This is a genomic window from Nocardioides sp. GCM10028917, assembly GCF_042666175.1.
GTDB lineage: Bacteria > Actinomycetota > Actinomycetes > Propionibacteriales > Nocardioidaceae > Nocardioides.
On record NZ_JBHTFL010000010.1, the window covers coordinates 1 to 18,897 of the forward strand.

Genomic DNA, 18,897 nt, shown 5'->3' on the forward strand with positions numbered 1-18,897 from the left:
CAAAACAAACTAATTCGTCGACTAATCAAACACACTGTTGAGTTCTCAAGAATCAGACGCACCCACATCGCGATCCGGTGAGGATCTCGGTTGCGTGAGGCAACTGGTCAAACTTAGCGAGCGACTTTCTGGCGAGGCAAATCCTCGGCTGTTTCGCTCTGACCCGGTGGTGTCACCGTGACCGATGACCGCTTCGGGTTGTCCTGCCCGGGGCCGGGAGCCCGACCTGACCGGTCTTGCTCCCCGCCGCTCCCTGGCGACAGAGAGAACATTATGCAGTTCGCCCGGATCGCGCAAATCGAAAAGCTGTGACCGCGAGCACACTCGCGTTTGCGCAGGTCAGAGGCCTGTTGTGGCCCCTGGGGCGGTGGTGACGGGGTGTCGGGCGGGGCCGCGGGGTCCCTCCCGACGACCTCCTCACGAGACCTCGACGCCCGCGAAGTTCTTCTTGCCCCGCCGCAGCACGAGCCAGGACCCGGCCACCAGGTCGGACGCGGTGGGCTGCAGCTCGGGATCCTCGACCCGCACGTTGTTGAGGTACGCGCCGCCCTCGGCGACGGTGCGCCTGGCCTCTCCCTTGCTCTTCGCGAGACCCGCGGCCACCAGGAGGTCGAGGATTACCGGCAGCTCGCCGGCCGGAAGCGTCGTACCCCCTGCTTCCCTCAGTGCGGAGGCGAGGGTGTCGGGCTTGATGCCCGCCAGGTCTCCCCCGCCGAACAGCGCGGCGGCCGCGGCCTTGGCGTGCTCGACCTCGTCGGCGCCGTGCACCAGTGCGGTGACCTCGTCCGCCAGGCGCTTCTGCGCGGCACGCAGGAACGGCTTGTCGGCCGTCTGCTGCTCGAGGTCCTCGATCTCCTCGCGGGAGAGGAACGTGAAGATCCGCAACAGCTCGCCGACCTTCTCGTCCTCGACGTTGAGCCAGAACTGGTGGAAGGCGTAGGGCGACATCATCTCCGGATCGAGCCAGAGCGCACCGCCCTCCGTCTTGCCGTACTTGGTGCCGTCGGCCTTGGTGATCAGCGGCGTGGCGAAGGCGAAGACGCTCTCGCCCGTGACGCGGCGCACGAGCTCAGCGCCGCCGGTGATGTTGCCCCACTGGTCGGAGCCGCCGAACTGGAGCGCAACCCCGTGCTCGCGGAACAGGTTGAGGTAGTCCATCGACTGCAGCAGGACGTAGGAGAACTCGGTGTAGCTGATCCCCGACTCGAGCCGACGTTTGACGGTGTCGCGGGCGAGCATCCGGTTGACCGGGAAGTGCTTGCCGATGTCACGCAGGAAGTCGATCGTCGAGAGCGACGCGGTCCAGTCGTAGTTGTTGACCGTCGTAGCCGCGTTGGCGCCATCGAAGGTCACGAACCGCGAGACCTGCTGCCGGACGCGCTCGGTCCACTCCTTGACCGTGTCGAGGGAGTTGAGCGTGCGCTCCCCCGAGTCGCGCGGGTCGCCGATCATTCCGGTGGCACCACCGACCAGGATGTACGGCGTGTGGCCCGCGTCCTGCAGACGGCGGGCAGTCACCAGCTGGACCAGGTTCCCCATGTGGAGGCTCGGGGCCGTGGGATCGAAGCCCACATAGAACTTGACGCTCCCCTCGCCCAGCGCGGCGCGGAGCGCGTCGCGGTCGGTGGAGTGCGCGATGAGGCCGCGCCACTCCAGCTCGTCGAGGACGTTGGTCACGTGAGTTCCTTCGGGTGAGGTGGACTGGTTCGCGGGCACTAGCCTAGGGCGACGACGCAGGAGGTTCGGCACGTGATCGCAGGCAGGTACCGGCTCGAGAGGCAGATCGGCCGCGGTGGCTCCGGCACGGTGCACCTCGCACTCGACGAGGTCCTCGGCCGCCAGGTGGCGATCAAGCGCATCGGGCTGATCCCGGGTTCGGACAGCGCCGAGCTGGAGCGCGCCGAGCGCGAGGCGCGGCTCGCCGCGGCGCTCAACCACCCGAACGTGGTGTCCGTCTTCGACCTCGTCGACGAGGAGGACGTGCGCTGGCTGGTGATGGAGTACGTCGACGGCGAGACGCTCAGCGAGCGGGTGCGGACCTCCGGTCCCCTGGAGGCCACCGAGGCGGCGACGCTGCTGGCGCAGACGGCGGACGCCCTGGTCGAGGCGCACGACCACGGCATCGTCCACCGCGACGTGAAGCCCAGCAACATCATGATCGCCGGCGGAGCGGCCAAGTTGAACGACTTCGGCATCGCCCGCTCGGAGGACGACCCCTCCCTCACCCAGACCGGGCTGGTGACCGGGTCGCCGGCCTACCTCGCGCCCGAGGTGGCGTCGGGCTCGTCGGCCACCCCGGCCAGCGACGTGTGGTCGCTCGGCGCGACGCTCTACCACGCGGTCACGGGCAAGCCGCCGTACGACGTCGGCGACAACCTGATCGGCGCGCTCTACAAGATCGTCCACGAGGACCCGCCGCGGTTGCCCGACGAGCACCCCATGGCCGGCCTGCTGACCGTCATGATGCACCGCGACGTCGAGGCGCGTTGGCCGATGCCGCGCGTGCGCGACGAGCTGGCGCGCATCGCCAGTGGGCAGCGCTCCACCGTGGTCCCGGCACCCGCTCCGGCGCCGACCCGCGAGGTGACCGGCGTGCTGCCGCCCGCGCTGGCCGTACCCCCGGCTGCGCCCGCCCGCCGGCACGGCGCCCGCTGGGCCGGGCTGGCTACCGTCGCGGTGCTCGCGGTCGCGGCGGTCGTGGCGGCGTACGTCTGGGCGGGGCGCGGCACCCCCGAGGCACTGCCCGACGAGCAACAGCCCCGCCCGGCGGCGACGTCCCAGACCACCACCGGCAGCACCAGTCCCCCGGTCACGGCGGAGGACACCCGCGAGCAGATGGATGCCTTCATCACCTCCTACCTCGCCACCGTCACGAGCGACCCCCGAGCGGCCTTCAACCGGCTGACGCCCGAGTTCCGGCGCGCCAGCGGCGGCTACGAGGGCTACATGGGGTGGTGGGGACGCGTGCAGTCGGCGTCCCTGGCCGAGGTCGCCAGTGACCCGTCTGACCTGACGGTCGGCTACACCGTCAACTACGTGATGACGAACGGTGAGCGGATCACCGAGCGCGTACGCCTCCAGCTCGAGCGGTTCGACGACCGGCTCCTCATCGCCGGCGAGGGGTAGTAGTCAGCCGGACCCGGTCGCGGATCCGCCGAGGTGGTGGCGCTGCGCCCACAGGGCTGCCTGGGTGCGGTCGGCGACGCCGATGCGCTGGTAGGCCGAGGTGAGGTGCGCCTTGACGGTGCGCTCGGTGATGCCGAGCCGCTGGGCGATCTGCTTGTTGAGCAGGCCCTCGACCACGAGTCGGAGCACCTCAGCCTCGCGCGGTGACAGCGCGGCGACGTCGACGTGCCCGGGCTCCGGGGCGGCGGCCGCGGCCGACCGGCGCGACAGGAGCCGCCGTGCGGCCCTGGGGTCGAGGGGCGACCCGCCCCGCGCCACCGCGCGGATGCCGTCGAGGAGCACGTCGGGCTCGGCGTCCTTGAGCAGGTAGCCCACCGCCCCGGCCTCGATGGCGGCGTCGATGCGGGCGTGGTCGGAGAAGGACGTGAGGACCAGCACCTCCGTGCCGGTCGCCCCGCCGACGATCGCGCGAGTGGCCTCGACGCCATCGAGGACCGGCATCTGCAGGTCCATCACCGCCACGTCGGGCCGGTGCTCCCGCACCAGGTCGACGGCCTCGCTGCCGTCCCTCGCGACGCCGACCACCTCGAGGTCGTCGGTCGACTCGATGAGACCGGTCAGTCCCCGCCGTACGACGGCGTGGTCGTCGGCCACCACCACGCGGATCATCCGACCGGCACCTCCACACGGACCATCGTGCCCGAGCCGGGCGCGGAGTCGACCTCCCAGGTGCCGCCGTGCTCGCGCACGAGGCTCTCGGCCGCGCGCAGGCCGAAGTGGTCGTCGGTCGCCACGGTGGCCGGGTCGAAGCCGACCCCGTCGTCGACGACCTCCAGCAGCAACCGGTCGCCCTCGTGACGGACGGTCAGCGACATCCGGTCGGCGCGTGCGTGGCGCGCCACGTTGCGGACCGACTCCTGGGCGACCCGCCACAGCAGCGCGACCGCCGGACGGGACGCGCCGTCGGCGCCACTGACGTCGACGTCGACCGTCGTCCCGGCCGCCGCCAGTGGGGCGACCAGGTCGTCGACCGCGGCGGACAGTCCGGCGGTGTGCAGGTCGGGCGGGTAGATCTCGACGAGGAGCGACCGGAGGGACCGCATGCTCACCCGCAGGGACCGCCCGACCTCCTCGAGCTCGCGGCGGTCCGGCTCGTCCGCGTGGGCCGCCAGCGCCGAGAGGGCCATGGACGAGCCGGACAGGTCCTGCACGACGCCGTCGTGGAGGTCGCGGGCGATGCGCAGCCGCTCGGCGTCGGAGGCGCGGACGGCGGCCTCGAGCAGGCGCTCGCGCTCGCGCGCGGCACGCGACAGGCGCCGGGACAGCAGCAGGACCAGCGGGGTGCCGAGCGCCACGAGGGCGACCAGGGCACCGATCGTGATGGGCAGGAACCGGTCGAGGATCTGGGCCCGGCTCGCGCGGATCTCCTCGACGCCGAGGTAGGCCTCGAAGAGCAGCGGCTTCCCCTCGGGGGAGCGGACGCGGGTGTAGACCTCCAGGAGGTCTCCGCCCAGGTCACGCTCGAAGCGGTTCTCCGGCCGGCCCAGGTCGGACAGCTCCGCATCGGTCCCCCCGTCGCGCAGCACCTCCAGCTCGTCGTCGTCGAGCGGGTAGCGCGCCCCGATCAGCTCGGTGCGGTCGCTGTAGAGCACCGTGCCGTCGGCGTCCCACAGCTTGATGCGCAGCACGTCGTCGACCAGCAGCCGGTCGAGCGCCGTACGGTCCATGCGGTCGATCGCGGCCGCGTCGCCCTCGGTCAGGCCGGGCGGGATCGCCGGCTGGGCCACGGACCGGGCGAGCACCCGGGTCAGCGAGCGCGCGTCGGCGATCGCCTCCTCATCGGCTGCCGAGCGGCTCAGTGCGCTGGTCGCCAGCACGACGACGACGAGCGTGACGAATCCCGCGGCCAGGAACTGGGCCACGGGATTCGTCAACCAGCGCATGGGGCGTACCTCCGATGTGGTCAGTAGTTGACCACACCGCGGCACACCTGGCCGTCCCGCACGGCGCGGAACACGAGGGCGTCGGTGCCTGCGAGGTCGACCATCTTGCGCTCGACCTCGAACGAGCCGCTGCGCGCGGTGGTGGTGGCGACCCCGCGGTCGCTCACCGAGCCGTTGTGGCGCAACGTCCAGCGCCACCGCTGTCCCGCGACGTTGGAGTCGATCTCGCCCTCGACCTCGAGGCGCCCGTCGTCGGTCTTGACCTTGAGCTTCCAGTCCGCGCCGGCGCTGCAGCCGCCGGTGCGGATCACGCGGTCGTCGTCACCCCCACCGTCCTCGCTGCCGCCGCTGTGACCACCGTGGTCGTCGCCGGGCGGGTCGTCGTCGCCGCGCAAGGACGACGGGTGGTCGACCTGTGCGGCGCCGGCGGTGCCGACGCCCACCGTGCCGACGCTGAGGCCGGCGAGGGCGACGCCGACAGCTAGTGCTCGGGCGAGTCGGGTCGTGCTGCTCATCGTGCGGTTCATGGGTCCTCCTCGGTTGGTGGTCCCAGCCTCGTCGCCCCGGGCGACGCCGACGAGATGGCCGATGGTGCTAGTACCCCGCCGACTGGTCCCAACGGGTGTGAGGGCGGCATGGTGCAGGTGACTAGCCTTGAACGTCAGCCACGGAAGGGGGCTACGTGATCGCAGGCAGGTATCGCCTGGAGAAGGAGATCGGCCGCGGAGGCGCCGGTGTCGTCCACCTCGCGCACGACGAGCTGCTGGACCGCCGGGTCGCCGTCAAGCGCATCGGTCTGCTCCCGGGGACCACCGACGACGACGTGTCACGTGCCCAGCGCGAGGCGCGGCTGGCGGCCGGGATCAGCCACCAGCACGTCGTGTCGATCTTCGACCTCGTCAAGGACGAGGACTGCTACTGGCTCGTGATGGAGCACGTCGAGGGACGCACGCTCGCCGAGCTGGTGACCGACGAGGGTCCGCTCCCGGTCCGGCGTGCAGCGTCGATCCTCGCGCAGGCCGCCGACGCGCTCGTGCAGGCCGGCACCGCCGGGGTCGTGCACCGGGACGTCAAGCCGAGCAACATCTTCGTGGGCGCGGACGACCGCGCCAAGCTCGGCGACTTCGGCATCGCCCGGGCCGCCAGCGACACCGTGCTGACCAGGACCGGCATGATCACCGGGTCCCCCGCCTACCTCGCCCCCGAGGTGGCGACCGGGGAGCCTGCGACCGCGGCGAGCGACGTCTGGTCGCTCGGCGGCACGCTGTTCCACGCGCTGGCCGGCAGGCCGCCGTACGACGTCGGGGACAACGTGCTCGGCGGCCTCTACAAGATCGTCCACGAGGACCCGCCCCGCCTGCCCGACGACCACCCGGCCGCCGGGCTGCTGGCCGCGATGCTCGTCAAGGATCCGACACAGCGCTGGCCCGCGGCGAGGGTGCGCGACGACCTGCGGCGCCTCGCCCGTGGCGAGCGGTCGGAGGCGCTCGCCTCCACCGGGCGCGACGCTCAGGCCACGGCCGTGATGGCCGCCCAGCCACCGGCGCCGCCGTCGCAGGACCCCGGCACCACGACCAGCACGAGCTCCGGTGCGACCTCCGGGGCGGGTGCGGCCGCCCCGACGTCGCCGCCCCCCGCCGCGGCAGCGAGACCTGCCCCGACCCCGGCACCGACCCCGGCACCGACTCCGGCCGCAGACACCACCCGCGGACGGTCGCGCGGCTGGGTGGCCGCGCTCCTCGCGCTCGCCCTGGTGGCGGGCGTCGGCGCGTGGCTGTTGTGGTCGCGCGACGAGGAGCCGGGCGACGCCGGTCCGAGCGGCGCCTCACCGAGCGCACCGCAGGACCCGACCTCGGACACCCCGTCCGAGAGCCCGAGCGAGAGCCCGACCGACAGCCCGACCGAGAGCCCGACCACCAGTGACGAGCCGACCACCGAGCCCAGCCCGTCCGACGCCGCGGGCGCGACCCCCGCGGCGATGCGGTCCTTCGTCCAGGACTACTTCTCGCTCGTGACCTCGGACCCGGAATCTAGCTTCGCGATGCTGACCCCCGAGTTCCAGGCGGAGAGCGGCGGTTTCGAGCGCTACAGCGGGTTCTGGAGCACGATCGAGTCGGCCACCCCGCGCGCCATCAAGGCCGATCCCGACTCGCTCACCACGACGTACACGATCGACTACGTCACGACGTCGGGTCGGGCGACCACGGAGCAGGGGCGGCTGCAGCTCGTGCAGCAGGGCGACGGCTTCCTCATCGCCGGCGAGGGATAGCGCGCCGCGGCACGCCGGGTGCCGACGTGTGGCCCGGGTCAGGCGAAGCAACACAACCACTGCGTAGGGCGGGTGGGGCTCGAACCCACGACCCAAGGATTATGAGTCCTCTGCTCTGACCGACTGAGCTACCGCCCCTCGGGCCGCACCCTAGGCGATGGGGGCCTCGACCTCGTACATGTGCTCCACGACGCGGAAGCCGAGCGCCGTGTTGGTGCGGTGCATCGCGGTGTTGGACGGCGCGGTCCACGTGTGGACGAGCCGGACGTCGTCGGGCAGGTCGGCGTAGTTGGCGGTCTTGAGGGCGGCCCCCAGCCGGTGCCCACGGTGCTCGGGCATCACCAGCGTGTCGTCCTGCCAGCCGTAGTCGGTGCCGTGGGGGACGAAGAGCAGGGAGTAGCCGCCGAACGTGCCGTCCGCGCTCCGGCGGGCAGCGGCCACGCGGACGTCGTACGCCCGCATGAGCCGTTCCTCCGACGTGGCCAGCCGCTCGTCGTCGAGGACCTCGGGCTCGAGGTCGAGCTCGCCGGTCGGGACGTCGGCGTTCATCTGGTTGCGCATGGCCAGGTACGCCTTGCGGTGCTCGTCGGGGCACCGGCCGCGCCAGGTGACGACGTCGTACGCCGGGTCGACGGGCGACATGGCTACGGGGAGGTCGGCGACGAGGTGGTCCTCGCGGTGCTTCTCGACCGTGCCCACGGCGGCGGCGAACTCGCGGGCGGGGCCAGGAGCGGCGGTGTCGACGGTCATCTCTCCCCCGACCCGGGTGCGCTTGGCGGCACGCGCGCGCTCCACCACGGCGTGCCAGAGGGCGCGGCCGACGCCGCGGCGGCGGTGGGTGGGAAGCACCTGGACCTCGGCCCAGGCGACGTCGGTGTTCTCGCTCAGCGGCAGCTCGAGCTCCGCGACCCCGACCACCTCGTGGCCCACGCCGCCCTGGCCGCCCACGACGGCCTGCAGCCACGTGCGGGCGTAGTGGGTGCTCGGCGAGGTGGCCGTGACCTCGAAGGCGGCCGCGGTGGTGACCAGGGCGTGCGGACGGTCCGCCCGGGCCGCCCGCTCCATCACGTCGTGCCACGCGGCCCGCGCCACCGGGTCGGTCGTGTCGAGCTCCTCGACCTGCACGTCGGTGTCCACCAGTCCATCCGACCGCACCCGCCACTCGACGGGCAACCGGGATTCGCGCGTTCGACTTCGCGTCCAGCGCCGGGCATGGGACAGTGACGCGTCTCGGAAGCGGCTCGGGTACGGGAGGACCTCGGTGGCCAAGGATCGGTCTGCACTGCTGCCCTCGTCGCAGCGTCACCTCGTGACGCGCTTCGGCTACGGCATCGACGCAACGCTCGCGCGCGACGTACGCCGTGCCGGCGGGGCGCCCGCGTGGTTCGAGCAGCAGCTCACCCGGCCGGGCTCCTTCCCGGACGGGGCCGCTGAGGCCGTGCGACGGTGGTGGCCCGACCTCGACCGGCGCGCCGCCGACCTCTGGCAGCGCCAGGTCCAGGAGGTGCGCGGCGGTTGGCAGGTCATGGAGGACTACGGCCGCTGGCTGCTCGTGCGGCGCATCCGCACCCGACGCCCGGTGCTGGAGAAGATGACCGAGTTCTGGGAGGCGATGCTCCACGTGCCGGTGAGCGGCGACGCCCACTTCACCTGGCGCGTGGACTACGGCGACACGGTCCGGCGCCACGCGCTCGGCCGGTTCGACGAGCTCCTGGCCGCGACCACGACCCACCCGGCGATGCTGATCTTCCTCTCCGCCGCGACCTCGACCAAGCGCGCGCCCAACGAGAACCTCGGACGCGAGCTGCTCGAGCTGCACACGCTCGGAGCCGGCAACTACGACGAGGACGACGTGAAGGCGTCGGCGCGGATCCTCACCGGCCACCACGTCGACCTCTGGGAGTCGTGGAAGGCGTCGTACGTCAAGGAGGACCACGCGACCGGGAAGGTGCAGGTCAGGGGGTTCACCCACCCGAACCGCAAGGCCGACGGCCGCGAGGTCACCCGGGAGTACCTCCGCTACCTCGCGCACCACCCGCTGACCGCCGAGCACGTCTGCCAGCGGCTGGCGACCAAGTTCGTGCGCGACGACCCGCCGCGGTCGCTGGTCAAGCGGCTGACGAAGGTCTACCTGAGGAACGACACCGCGATCGTGCCGGTGCTGCGCGCCCTGGTGGCCAGCAAGGAGTTCCGGTCGTCCGCGGGTGACAAGCTGCGCGACCCGGGCGAGGACGTCGTCGCCACCTACCGCGCCCTGGGGGTCGAGGTCGGCCGCCCGAGCCGCAACGACTCCGCGTCCAACGCGATCCTCTGGCAGGCGTCCCGACTGGGCCTCACCCCCCACGCCTGGCCGCGCCCCGACGGCACCCCCGTCACCGACCGCGTGTGGGCGTCCCCCTCGCGCGCACTCGGCTCGATGGACCTGCACTACTCGATGGCCGGCGGGTGGTGGCCCGCCGAGGGCATCCGCTACCGCAGCCCGGCCGCGTGGGTGCCGGCCAAGAAGCCGGTGCGCTTCGAGGACCTCGTCGACGCGGTCAGCCGCGACCTGCTGCACCGGCCCGCGAGCAAGCGCCTGGTGCAGACGGCGATCCTCGCGACCGGCTGCAAGGCCAGGGAGAAGATCGACCGCGACCACGCCCTCTACCAGTGGGGCTTCCCGCGGCTGCTGGCCGCCGTCCTCGACTCCCCCCACCACCTGGCGTGCTGACATGACTGCTTCCCACCCGACCTCTGCCCCCGCCGCTGCCTCGCCTGCCGCTTCCGTGGCCCGGCCCTGCGGCTGCCCCGACTACGACGAGGCACGACTGGCCCTCAGCCGCCGCGCCCTGCTCGGCACCGCCCTCGCCGGCGGCGCCGTCGCGCTCGGCCCGTCACTCACGGGCGCCGGCTCGTCGGCGTACGCCGTCACCGGCCGCAGCGCCGCCGGGCTGGCTGCCCCGGGCGGCTCGGTGCTGGTGATCCTCTCGCTGCGCGGCGCGGCTGACGGCCTCTCGCTCGTCGTCCCGCACGCCGACCCGGTCTACTACGCCGCGCGGCCGCGCCTGGCGATCCCCCACACCGCGCTGCTGGCACCGGACGCGATGTTCGGGCTGCACCCCGCCCTGGCGCCGCTGCTGCCGATGTGGGACGCGGGCACGCTGGCCGCCGTGCACGCCACCGGCATGGCCGCGCCCAACCGGTCGCACTTCGCGGCCATGGAGGCCATCGAGGACGCCGCGCCCGGCTCGTCCGAGCGCACCGGCTGGCTCAACCGCCTGCTGGGCGAGCTGCCCGGCACGTCGCCGCTGCAAGGCACGGCGATGGGCAACCAGGCGCCGACCTCGCTCTTCGGAGCCCAGCCGGCCTTCGTCGTCGGCCGGGTCGACCAGGCCAAGGTCACCGGGGCCGACGAGGAGGGTCGCCGGCTGGCGTCCCTGGCGCACGCGTGGCGCGGCAGCAGCCCGATGAGCCGCGCGGTGCGCGACGCGATCTCGGGCGCGCAGACCTTCGGTGCCGCCCGCGACACCCCGGCCGGCGCGCCCGCCACCGCCTACCCGGACAGCGGACTGGGCAAGGCACTGTCGGACGTCTCCCGGATCGTACGGTCCGGCGTGGGCACCGAGGTGATCACCGTCGACCAGGGCGACTGGGACATGCACACCGACGCGGGCACGCTGGAGTGGGGCGACATGAGGCGCAACGCCGGCGACCTCGCGAGCTCGATTGCGGCGTTCTTCGCCGACCTCGGCCCCGCCGCCGAGCGGGTCACCCTCGTGACCCTCAGCGAGTTCGGTCGCCGGGTGCGGGAGAACGACGACTACGGCACCGACCACGGCTTCGGCAACGTCATGTTCGTCGCGGGCGCCGGGGTGCGGGGCGGCCGCTACTACGGCTCGTGGCCGGGTCTGTCCGACACGCCTGACGCCGACCTCCTCGTCACCACCGACTACCGCAGCGTGCTCGCCGAGGTCGTCACCCGGCGCTTCGGCGTCTCGGTCGCGCAGGTCTTCCCCGGCTTCGCACCCCAGGCCGTCGGCGTGATGGTCTGACGGTCTCCCCGTCCCGGCACACCGTCAGACGACCTGCACGGGGTGGCGCACGACGGCGTCGAAGAAGTAGCCCTGGGTGTTGAACGCGGCCACGAGCGGCTGGGTGCGGCCCTGCTCGTCGGTGGCCCGGGCGAGCAGCTCGTGGCGGCCGGGGCGCGGGTTGCCCCAGCGCACCGACCACTGCGTCCAGCCCTGGTCCTCGAGTGACCGGCGGTCCAGGACGGCGGGGCGCCAGCTGGAACCGCCGTCGAGGCTCACCGAGACGCGCGTGATCCGGCCGGCGCCGCTCCACGACCGACCGGTCAGGGTCACGGGCCGCGACGGCAGCACCTGGTCCGGGGCCAGCTCCCACGCCGAGCGCACCGGGTTGACCGTGAGCGGCGGGGAGTCAGCCGGCCAGTCGGGGCCGACCATCCGGTAGAAGGTGGTGTTCCACGGCGACGTCAGCTGCGTCGTCGACACCTCCAACGACCCGAGCCACTTGATGCTCGCGATGCCGACCCAGCCGGGCAGCACCAGGCGGAGCGGGTAGCCGTGGTCGGGCAGCAGGTCCTCGCCGTTGATCCCCCACGCGAGCAGCGCGTCGTCGAGCGCCTTCTCCACCGGGAACGGACGCCGCACCCGGCCGTAGTCAGTGCCGCCCGAGACGAAGGGGTCGTCGAGCCCGGTGGCCTGGATCGACACCGCGTCCGGCGACAGCCCGACCGAGGCGAGCACGTCGCGCAGGCGTACGCCGCTCCAGCGCACCGTGCCGACGGCGCCCAGGGTCCAGGCCGTGCCGGAGCCGGCCTGCCCCTGCTGCGTCCTGAAGTAGCTCCGACCGTTGCCGGTGCACTCCACCACGGCGGTGAGGTCGTGGTGGGGCAGCCGCTGCAGGTCGGCGAACGACAGGCTGAGCGCCTCGCCCTCCTCCCTCGGCGTCGCCAGCCCGTCGCCGTGCACGCGCAGCGCATAGGTGGACCGGTCGACCTGCGGCGTGCGCGTGTGGTTGCGCACGAACAGGCTCGACTGGGGTGTCAGGTAGCGCTCCGGGGCCACCGCGGCCCAGCGCATCTCGGCGTTGGTCCCGAAGTCGGTGAAGTAGGTCGGCGGGGTGGGCTTGAGGATGAAGGGCGACGCAGCGGACGCGGGGCCTGCGCGCCACACCTGGGTGGGAGCGACCGCGGCGCCCGCGAGCGCGGCAGCGGCGGTGAGGAAGCCACGGCGGGTGGGCGCGTACGAGGTCAGGCGCCGACCATATAGGAGTAAGTCATTCATTTCACTACACAACACGCGCTGGCAGACACGCCGTCCTCGCGGTGCCATGCTCGGGGACATGACCGCCGAACGACCCACGCTCCCGTCCTTCGAACCGCTGCCCGAGGACTGGCAGAGCGCCCTGTTCGTCGTGGCGCACCCGGACGACATCGAGTACGGCGCGGCCGCCGCGGTCGCGCGGTGGACCGGCCAGGGCAAGAAGGTCGTCTACTGCATGGTGACCAGCGGCGAGGCCGGGATCGACGGGATCCACCCCGACGAGTGCGGACCGCTGCGCGAGGCGGAGGAGATCGCGTCCGCCGCCGCTGTCGGCGTCGACGAGGTGCTGTTCCTGCGACTGCCCGACGGCATCCTGGAGTACGGCGTCGAGCTGCGGCGGGCGCTCGCGAAGGTCGTGCGGGAGCAGCGACCCGACGTCGCGCTGACCATCAACTTCCGCGAGACGTTCGGCGGCACCAACCTCAACCAGGCCGACCACATCGCCGTGGGCAAGGCGCTCCTCGACGCGGTCCGCGACGCCGGGAACCGCTGGGTGTTCCCCGAGCAGCTGACCGACGGCCTCGAGCCGTGGGGCGGCGTGCGGGCGGTGTGGTCGGGCGGGTCACCGCAGGCGGCCCACGCGGTCGACGTGACCGAGACCTTCGCGGCCGGCGTCGCCTCCCTCAAGGAGCACCAGGCGTACATCGAGGGCCTCGGCTGGGAGGGCTGGGACCCCGAGGAGTTCCTCGACGGGATCCTCCGCGCCGGCGGCCAGGGGCTCGGAGTCACCCACGCGTCGACCTTCGAGGTGTTTCCCCTGGGCTGGGGCTGAGCGTCCCCCGCCCGAACCGCCGCCGGCCCTTGCGCGGCTCCCTCGCACCCGCACCGGCGAAACGGGCACCGACCAGCGGCGGCGGGGACGGCGCGGCCTCCACGCGGACCTCGTCGGCCGTCTCGTCCACGGACGCGGCACCGGCTGCAGACGGGTCGTCCTGCGTCGGCACCGATAACAGGTCGTGGTCGGCCAGGATCGCGCGCACCTCGTCGATCGTCGCGAGCAGCGCGTGCTCGTCCGTCGCGTCCGTGCAGGCCACCAGCACGTGGCGACCGAGCGACGCGCCGACCACGAACGCCTCCTCGAACCGGAGCCGGACGAAGCCGGCCACGTGCTGGTCCTCCAGCGAGCGCAGGATCGCGAGCACGCGGTTGCCCACCTCGTCGAGGTGGCCCCTGGCCACCCCGTCCCCCGCTGTGGCGACGACCCGCGACCCTGCGGTGACGACACCAGCCCAGCGGACGCCCGCGACCGCCCGGACCCGGTCGACGCAGTGGACGGCCGTGGCCGTGGCGTCCGCGCCGCCGACCACCATGAAGGTCGGCACGGTGCGGGTCTCGGCGGGCGCGAGCACCGCGCGGTAGGTGCCCTCCCCGGCGGGGGTCCAGGTCACCCCTACCGTCAGGCGGCGCCTGCCCAGTGCCTCGAGCGCCCGCAGGTCACCGACCCCGAGGAGCTCACCTGCGCGACGCGCCAGCCGGCCCGTGTAGGGCAGTGCGGCGGCGAGGGCACCCGCTGCGCCGTCGTCACCGGCCACGGTCCCGTCCGGGCGTACGACGAACTCGCAACGGCCGCCACCACCATCCATCGGTCCTGCGCTCATGCCGCCACCCTGTCGCAGCCCGGCGCCGGGCGAGGGCGGTGTAACGCACCGTTCACACGCGACCGCGGAAGCGTTACGCGCCGGCAACGCGCCACTCCTGCCAGGGGCTGCGGCTAGGGCGCCGCACCCGGGAGCGTGCCCGTCTCGACCACCTGCTGGGCCACGACGAAGAGCTTGATGTTCTGCTGGGAGGAGACCCGCTTGAGCACGGCGAAGGCCTGGTCCGAGGTCAGCGCGAACCGCTCGCGCAGGATCCCGGTCGCCTCGCCGATGAGCTGCCGGCTGGTCAGGGCCGTGTGCATCTGGTCGCGCCGCACGGTTGCGCTGAGGGCCACCGAGGCGTGCGCGGCAGCGACGAGGCCGTCGAGCTTGTCGTCACTGTCGAAGGCGTCGGGTTCGTAGGCGTAGAGGTTGAGCAGCCCGATGCTGTCGTCCTCGACGAACAACCGGAAGCCCAGGTAGGCCCGCACCCCGGTCCGGTCGACCACCTCCCTCCCCCACCGCGGCCACCGCGTGTCCGTGCTGAGGTCGCCCACCGAGACCACGTCGGTCGACGGTCCGCCCATGGCAGGTCCCTCGGCGAGGTCGTGCTGCAGGTCGTCCATGACCTGCAGCGACGTGTGCGTGTGGGCGCAGGTGTCGTTGCGCCCGGTCCGCAGCACGCAGACACCGGCGACGTCGCAGGCGTCGATCAGCTCGACGGCCATCGTGGCGATGCGTTGAAGGGTGTCGGCGGGGTGCCGGGCCTCCGACATCTCCCGCGCGGCGTCGGCGAGCCGGCGCCCGAACTCATGTCGGTCGATCCTCACGCGTTTCCTCCCCGGTTCGCCCCCGAGCGCATCGTATAGATGCACGGGTGGACCCGCGCGGCAGGCAGAGGGTGGCGGCCCGGGTGGCCGCTTCTTGACCACCCGGGCCTGGGTCACTGCGGAGTCGCGACACTGCAGGGACCTGGCCCGCTGTACCCGGATAGTGCCGCGACGATCCGCACCTGCGAGGCCGGCAGCACGCATCACCCGGAGAGGATGAGGTGCGGCGTCCGTGCGCTGGTTAGCGTCCGGCACGACGGACGTGGTCGGGCCGGCCGAACGGGGGCACTTCATGCACAGCAACCCTCAGCGTCTCGCAGCGGAGTTCTTCGGCACGTTCTGGCTGGTCTTCGGCGGCTGCGGCACTGCGGTGCTCGCGAGCGCGAACGTCCAGTGGCTCGGCGTCTCGTTCGCCTTCGGTCTCACGGTGCTGACCATGGCGTACGCCGTGGGTCACGTCTCGGGCGCGCACTTCAACCCGGCGATCACCGTCGGACTCGCGATGTGCAAGCGCTTCTCCTGGAAGGAGGTGCCCGGCTACGTCGTCGTCCAGGTCGTCGCGGCGATCGCCGCGGCCTTCGTGCTGTGGCTCGTGGCGCACGGCATCCCCGGATTCAGCTCCACGGAGACGGGCTTCGCCACCAACGGCTACGGCGACAGGTCGCCGATGGGCTACGACTGGTGGGCCGTGGCGATCATCGAGCTCCTGCTCACGGCGTTCTTCCTCTACGTCATCCTCGGCGTCACCGACACCCGCGCCCCCAAGGGCTTCGCACCGATCGCCATCGGCCTCACGCTGACGCTGATCCACCTCGTCAGCATCCCGGTGTCGAACACCTCGGTGAATCCCGCCCGCTCCATCGGTCCGGCCCTCTTCGCGGGGTGGGACGCCGTCGGGCAGCTGTGGCTGTTCATCCTGGCGCCGCTCCTGGGCGGGCTCATCGCCGGGGCCACGTACGCGACGTTGTTCGGCGACGGGGAGCCGGCGACCCCGCTCGAGGTGGCGACAGAGGGGTGACCAGGCCCTAGCGGGCTGGGGACGGCGGCAATGGACGATCCGGTTGTGGGAACCACCCGGAGTCCCAGCCTGCGTGGTCGCGCCGCGCGCCTGGGGTGGCTGACGGCGGGACTCGTCGTGCTCAGCCTGGTGCTGCTCGCGGTCGCGGCCTGGCAGCTCACCACGACAGCCGGGCAGGCGACCGTCCCGGACACGGCCGTCCTCCCCCTGAGCGTGGAGTTCAGACGCCCTGGTCTGGCCGTGCTCCTGGCTGCCGTTGCGCTGGTCGCGGCGACCTTCCTCGCCCTCACCGCTCTGGAGACGGCGACGGCGATGCAGGTCCTCAACCGCGACCGCCGTATCCCTCCTCCCCTGCCGGCGCACCTGCAGCAGGCTCGCAGGTGGACCTTGGGACCGGTTGCCGTCCGCGCCCTCGACATGGAGCACCCACCGGAGTGGCCGGCCCTCGCCGTCCCGGGTGAGGACGCGGCACCGGGTAGCCGTCTGCGCTGCACCGTGCTGGTGCCCGCCCACGACGAGGAGGCTGTCATCGGCGCCACCCTGCGCTCGTTGGCCGACCAGACCAGGCTCCCGGACCGGATCCTCGTGATCGCGGACAACTGCACCGACGCGACCGAAGACGTGGCACGCGCGTGCGGGGCCGAGGTGGTGGAGACGGTCGGCAACACCGAGAAGAAGGCCGGCGCGCTCAACCAGCAGCTCGCGCTGCTCCTGCCCTCGCTCGACGCCGAGGACGTCGTCCTGGTCATGGATGCCGACTCGACGATCTCACCCGACTTCCTGGAGACCGCACTCGGCCTGCTCAAGGACGACGCAGACCTGATGGCGGTCGGCGGGCTCTTCTTCGGCGAGGAGGGCGGAGGACTGGTGGGACAGCTCCAGCGCAACGAGTTCGGCCGCTACCAGCGGATCGTCGCCCGCCGACTCGACCGGGTCTTCGTGCTGACCGGCACCGCATCGGTGATCCGCGGCTTCGCACTCAGCGCCGTCGCCCAGGCCCGGGGCTCCCTGATCCCCGGCCCACCGGGCGAGGTGTACGACACGCTCGCACTGACGGAGGACAACGAGCTCACCCTCGCCCTGAAGACCCTGGGAGCCCAGATGACCTCCCCGCACCAGTGCCGGGTCACCACCGAGGTCATGACCCGCTGGCGCGACCTCTGGCGGCAGCGCCTGCGCTGGCACCGAGGAGCGTTGGAGAACATCGGCGCGTACGGCTTCACGCGCGCAACCGCGATGTACTGGATCCAACAGCTCGCGTTGGCCTACGGAGTAGTCGCCCTGTGGTCCTACGCGCTCCTCCTGGTCATCACGGTGCTGGCCGCCGACAGCATCCGATGGTCGCCCTTCTGGGTGACGATCGGCCTGGTGTTCCTCCTCGAACGACTGGTCACCGTGTGGGCAGTCGGATGGCGGGCCCGCGCACTGGCCGCGCCGGTGGTGATCGAGCTCGCCTACGCCTTCTTCCTCCAAGCCTGCTTCGTGACGTCCATCGTCCAGATGGCCACGGGCCGCAAGGCCGGGTGGAACTACGTCGCCCGCCCTGCCCTGCAGGCGGCGATGCTGCCCGTGCTCGCCGCGTACGTCGTCGCGTTCGGCATCGTGCTCCCGAGCTCGCTGCTCCTGACGGACTGGTACCGGTCACTCAGCATCTGGGTCGCGTTCAACACCCTGGTGTTCGTCGTCCTCAGCCTGCTGCAGCTGCTTCCGCCCCTGCGCCGCGACGCCCGGCGCGCCTGGGCCCGGCGAGGAGATGGACACGTGCCTGCAGTGGACATGCAGAACGGCTCGTGACCTGCGTTCGCCCACAGCGGGTGACCCCTTCCCCCCATCCGGGCTGCCACCATCAGCAAGGTGGGCTCACGCTCCCGTGCCGGTCGCGTGGCGCAGGCAGAGCGATCGTAGGAACGCGGTCGTCGACCAGAGCGAAACCACCGGCCAGGCATCTCAAGACGACGCAAGGAGCAGACATGACAGAGAACCAAGGCACGGACAGACCGGATGCGGACATCGTCGCCGGGGTGACGGACGGCGCCTACGCCCTCGTCGTTGCCGACTTCGCGGACACCGAGTCTGCGTGGAGCGCCTATGAAGACCTCAAGTCGGTCGAGGACGGTCGCACCGTCGTCATCGAAGGCATCGTGGTGGTCAAGCGCGGCGAGGACGGACAGCTCGAGATCCAGAAGTCCACCGACCACAGCACCCGTTCCGGGCTCCGGTGGGGACTTGTCGGCGGCATCGCGCTAGGAGTCGTCTTCCCGCCCTCGATCCTGGGAAGCGCTGCCGTCCTGGGCACGACCGGCGCGGCCGTCGGCAAGATCCGCCAGCTGCACCATCGCCACGACCTGGCCGAGGACCTGCAGGACTCGATCGCACCCGGCCACTCGGGCATCGTGGCTCTCGTCTCGGACCCCAGGGCGGTGAAGATCCGTGAGGCGCTCGCGATGGCGGATGCGATCGTCGAGCGGACGATCGACAAGGTGGCGGCGGATGACATCAAGGCTGCCGCCGAGGAGGCGGCCGCCGAGGAGAAGGCCGCGAAGGACACCTCCACCGAGAAGTAGAGGCTGCGCAGGACGGTCTCGTGGACGCACGGGAGGCGGCCGAGGAGGCGGCCACCGAGCTCCGCCCCAGCCGTCCGTGGCTCGACATGCAGAACGGCTCGTGACCTGCTTCTGCGCAGGTCACGAGCCGTCGTGCTGTTGCTCCCCCGGTTGGACTCGAACCACTAATCCCTACTGTTGGACCGCGGTGGACAGAAGTGCCCAATAGTGGCTCTGACCTGCGGAAACGTGCTTCGAACGATG

General features: G+C 72.1%; 16 protein-coding genes and 1 tRNA gene. 8 read left to right on the forward strand and 9 right to left on the reverse strand.

The annotated features are described in order from the left end of the window. Nucleotides 1-417: 417 nt before the first annotated feature. Nucleotides 418-1,677 (reverse strand): tyrosine--tRNA ligase, encoded by a 1,260-nt coding sequence (gene tyrS, locus ACFQW6_RS19555; protein WP_378549442.1) that lies wholly within the window; start codon nt 1,675-1,677, stop codon nt 418-420. Nucleotides 1,678-1,749: 72 nt separating this feature from the next. Between tyrS and ACFQW6_RS19560 the strand changes: the two genes are divergently transcribed. Beyond that, a complete protein-coding gene (locus tag ACFQW6_RS19560) occupies nt 1,750-3,126 on the forward strand; it encodes a serine/threonine-protein kinase (protein ID WP_378549445.1) in 1,377 nt (458 codons plus the stop codon). Between the two features lie 3 nt (nt 3,127-3,129). Here ACFQW6_RS19560 and ACFQW6_RS19565 read toward each other — a convergent pair whose 3' ends face one another. The 3 genes from ACFQW6_RS19565 to ACFQW6_RS19575 are packed head-to-tail and all read right to left on the reverse strand — an operon-like array spanning nt 3,130 to nt 5,596. Then, nucleotides 3,130-3,795, reverse strand: coding sequence for a response regulator (locus ACFQW6_RS19565; RefSeq protein ID WP_378549448.1), 666 nt, complete (start codon nt 3,793-3,795; stop codon nt 3,130-3,132). Further along, nucleotides 3,792-5,060 carry a sensor histidine kinase gene (locus ACFQW6_RS19570; RefSeq protein WP_378549451.1) on the reverse strand — a complete coding sequence of 423 codons (1,269 nt, stop codon included), beginning with the start codon at nt 5,058-5,060 and terminating at the stop codon, nt 3,792-3,794. Before ACFQW6_RS19570 ends, ACFQW6_RS19565 begins: the two co-directional genes overlap by 4 nt. A gap of 29 nt (nt 5,061-5,089) precedes the next feature. Continuing rightward, on the reverse strand, nt 5,090-5,596 hold the full coding sequence (locus tag ACFQW6_RS19575) for a hypothetical protein (protein WP_378549454.1): 507 nt from the start codon (nt 5,594-5,596) through the stop codon (nt 5,090-5,092). 155 nt (nt 5,597-5,751) lie between these two features. Here ACFQW6_RS19575 and ACFQW6_RS19580 point away from each other — a divergent pair, with 155 nt between their 5' ends. Then, a complete protein-coding gene (locus ACFQW6_RS19580) occupies nt 5,752-7,338 on the forward strand; it encodes a protein kinase (protein ID WP_378549457.1) in 1,587 nt (528 codons plus the stop codon). Nucleotides 7,339-7,402: 64 nt separating this feature from the next. Here ACFQW6_RS19580 and ACFQW6_RS19585 read toward each other — a convergent pair. Next, nucleotides 7,403-7,476 (reverse strand) — tRNA-Ile (locus tag ACFQW6_RS19585). Nucleotides 7,477-7,488: 12 nt separating this feature from the next. Further along, nucleotides 7,489-8,475, reverse strand: coding sequence for a GNAT family N-acetyltransferase (locus ACFQW6_RS19590; protein WP_378549460.1), 987 nt, complete (start codon nt 8,473-8,475; stop codon nt 7,489-7,491). Nucleotides 8,476-8,647: 172 nt separating this feature from the next. Here ACFQW6_RS19590 and ACFQW6_RS19595 point away from each other — a divergent pair, with 172 nt between their 5' ends. Both ACFQW6_RS19595 and ACFQW6_RS19600 read left to right on the forward strand, forming a co-directional pair. Beyond that, complete coding sequence (locus tag ACFQW6_RS19595; RefSeq protein WP_378549463.1) at nt 8,648-10,048, forward strand: DUF1800 domain-containing protein; 1,401 nt, start codon at nt 8,648-8,650, stop codon at nt 10,046-10,048. A gap of 1 nt (nt 10,049) precedes the next feature. Further along, nucleotides 10,050-11,369 carry a DUF1501 domain-containing protein gene (locus ACFQW6_RS19600; protein WP_378549466.1) on the forward strand — a complete coding sequence of 440 codons (1,320 nt, stop codon included), beginning with the start codon at nt 10,050-10,052 and terminating at the stop codon, nt 11,367-11,369. A gap of 24 nt (nt 11,370-11,393) precedes the next feature. Here ACFQW6_RS19600 and ACFQW6_RS19605 read toward each other — a convergent pair whose 3' ends face one another. After that, entirely contained in the window at nt 11,394-12,626 is a 1,233-nt protein-coding gene (locus ACFQW6_RS19605; RefSeq protein WP_378549469.1) for a sulfite oxidase, read from the reverse strand. Between the two features lie 58 nt (nt 12,627-12,684). On the opposite strand from ACFQW6_RS19605, the gene ACFQW6_RS19610 reads away from it, so the two are divergent. Further along, nucleotides 12,685-13,437: a PIG-L deacetylase family protein gene (locus ACFQW6_RS19610; protein WP_378549472.1), complete on the forward strand. Its 753-nt coding sequence runs from the start codon at nt 12,685-12,687 to the stop codon at nt 13,435-13,437. Here the strand turns inward: ACFQW6_RS19610 and ACFQW6_RS19615 are convergent. Both ACFQW6_RS19615 and ACFQW6_RS19620 read right to left on the reverse strand, forming a co-directional pair. Next, on the reverse strand, nt 13,391-14,263 hold the full coding sequence (locus tag ACFQW6_RS19615) for a hypothetical protein (RefSeq protein WP_378549475.1): 873 nt from the start codon (nt 14,261-14,263) through the stop codon (nt 13,391-13,393). The two genes, ACFQW6_RS19610 and ACFQW6_RS19615, sit on opposite strands and share 47 nt — an antisense overlap. 113 nt (nt 14,264-14,376) lie before the next feature. Then, a complete protein-coding gene (locus ACFQW6_RS19620; protein ID WP_378549478.1) occupies nt 14,377-15,072 on the reverse strand; it encodes an ANTAR domain-containing protein in 696 nt (231 codons plus the stop codon). 292 nt (nt 15,073-15,364) lie between these two features. Between ACFQW6_RS19620 and aqpZ the strand changes: the two genes are divergently transcribed. From aqpZ to ACFQW6_RS19635, 3 genes are all read left to right on the forward strand, one after another. After that, nucleotides 15,365-16,090: an aquaporin Z gene (gene aqpZ / locus ACFQW6_RS19625; RefSeq protein ID WP_378549481.1), complete on the forward strand. Its 726-nt coding sequence runs from the start codon at nt 15,365-15,367 to the stop codon at nt 16,088-16,090. Between the two features lie 45 nt (nt 16,091-16,135). Next, nucleotides 16,136-17,884, forward strand: coding sequence for a glycosyltransferase (locus tag ACFQW6_RS19630; protein WP_378549484.1), 1,749 nt, complete (start codon nt 16,136-16,138; stop codon nt 17,882-17,884). Nucleotides 17,885-18,060: 176 nt separating this feature from the next. Continuing rightward, nucleotides 18,061-18,654 (forward strand): DUF1269 domain-containing protein, encoded by a 594-nt coding sequence (locus ACFQW6_RS19635; RefSeq protein WP_378549487.1) that lies wholly within the window; start codon nt 18,061-18,063, stop codon nt 18,652-18,654. The last annotated feature ends 243 nt before the right edge of the window (nt 18,655-18,897 follow it).